Annotated in this window: 3 protein-coding genes; 1 reads left to right on the forward strand and 2 read right to left on the reverse strand. The window is 48.9% G+C overall.

Going from position 1 to position 1,273, the window contains the following annotated elements:
- Window positions 1–176: 176 nt before the first annotated feature.
- Entirely contained in the window at window positions 177–371 is a 195-nt protein-coding gene (locus tag HAP95_RS09565) for a hypothetical protein (RefSeq protein WP_075324188.1), read from the reverse strand.
- A 374-nt stretch (window positions 372–745) separates the two neighbouring features.
- Between HAP95_RS09565 and HAP95_RS09570 the strand changes: the two genes are divergently transcribed.
- Window positions 746–1,021 carry a YMGG-like glycine zipper-containing protein gene (locus HAP95_RS09570; protein WP_226832703.1) on the forward strand — a complete coding sequence of 92 codons (276 nt, stop codon included), beginning with the start codon at window positions 746–748 and terminating at the stop codon, window positions 1,019–1,021.
- Between the two features lie 62 nt (window positions 1,022–1,083).
- Here HAP95_RS09570 and HAP95_RS09575 read toward each other — a convergent pair.
- The coding region (locus tag HAP95_RS09575) for a hypothetical protein (RefSeq protein ID WP_215884005.1) at window positions 1,084–1,273 on the reverse strand (190 nt) is incomplete at its 5' end.

Below are 1,273 nucleotides of genomic sequence, written 5' to 3' on the forward strand. Positions count from 1 at the left end.
AGTCAGTCCACTACAGTGGGACGCTGACTTATTCCATCTGGTTAATTTTTAAGTATTTGTGTTGTCGCTCTTCAGTCAGGTTGAGAATCTACCCGGAATAATAGCCACTGTCAGGCGATCATTGGCCGCATGTGCCGCACAGCAGGGCAACTGGGAATGGGCGTCAGACAATACGCTTAATCAGCATTTTTATTGGAATGCGGCATGTTATAGTAAACGACACTGCCTGCAGCGCTTGCCGCCATTAACGGCAAGCAGCCACTGATCATCATGGCGGTGCCGCAAGCGATTATTATACGCAGGATAAAACCCAGCAGGCTTTGCAGTTTCTCTAACGTCCAGTGATCGTCTGGCCGTGTTTTTTGCGTCATGATTCGATCCTTCGTGGGGGTAGCTTTGGCTGTAAATTTTGGGCACGCATTCTGCATTAGATATTCCACATGGTGGTTGAAAAATCAAACCACAGTACTGGCATCATCAGTTCCAAAGAAAGAACAGTGGAGAACAATACCCGTTCATGACATTGAAAAATAGGAACAAAATGAAATATCAACACATGGCAGTGACCACAGCAGATCGTAATTGACGCCTTATGGCCCGCCAGTCCGCATCCTCTTTGGTCCTTACAGTCAGGATCTACGAGAATCATGGCCAGATGAAAGCCTCAGATGTTGGCTATAATGTAGTATGAGCAAGTTTCTACGGACTATTGTCTGATAGAGAAATCCTTGAACAGGAGGTTACGATGTCTGGAACGGATATAAAAACTGCAAATCCTGCCGCTTCGTGGGTCCGGGCAGTCTTACTTTTGACAGCAGTGATGGCATTAGCCGGTTGTGCCAACATGAGCCCAACGGGCCAGCGTGCCCTGAGTGGCGGTGCTATTGGCGCTGCTGGCGGTGCGGTTTTGGGAACAGTCGCTGCGGGCAATCCTGCCGTCGGTGCTGCGGTAGGTGGTGTGGTGGGTGCGGGTGTAGGTGCTGCTCTCCCCAAAATAGAAAACAGCCTGAACGGTAATTAACCCGTTACTGCACTGAGTGTTAGGGCACCCGACTTATTTCCAGGGAGCTTGCATGCGGGTTATCAGTAACAATGTACGCACGGAAGCACATTACCCATCCGGCCCATTGAGATTTTTCGAGAGATATTTATGAATAATCCACAATCCCGCACGATAAAACGCACGACAATTTTTGCTTGCGTCCTTGCAGCAGCGATGTTGAGTTTAACCAGTTCATCGGCCATGGCAGCCGTTTCTTTAGGATTGGCGGTT

The sequence above is a fragment of the Acidithiobacillus sulfurivorans genome (genome assembly GCF_018853815.1).
In the GTDB taxonomy this organism is placed as follows: Bacteria; Pseudomonadota; Gammaproteobacteria; order Acidithiobacillales; family Acidithiobacillaceae; genus Acidithiobacillus; species Acidithiobacillus sulfurivorans.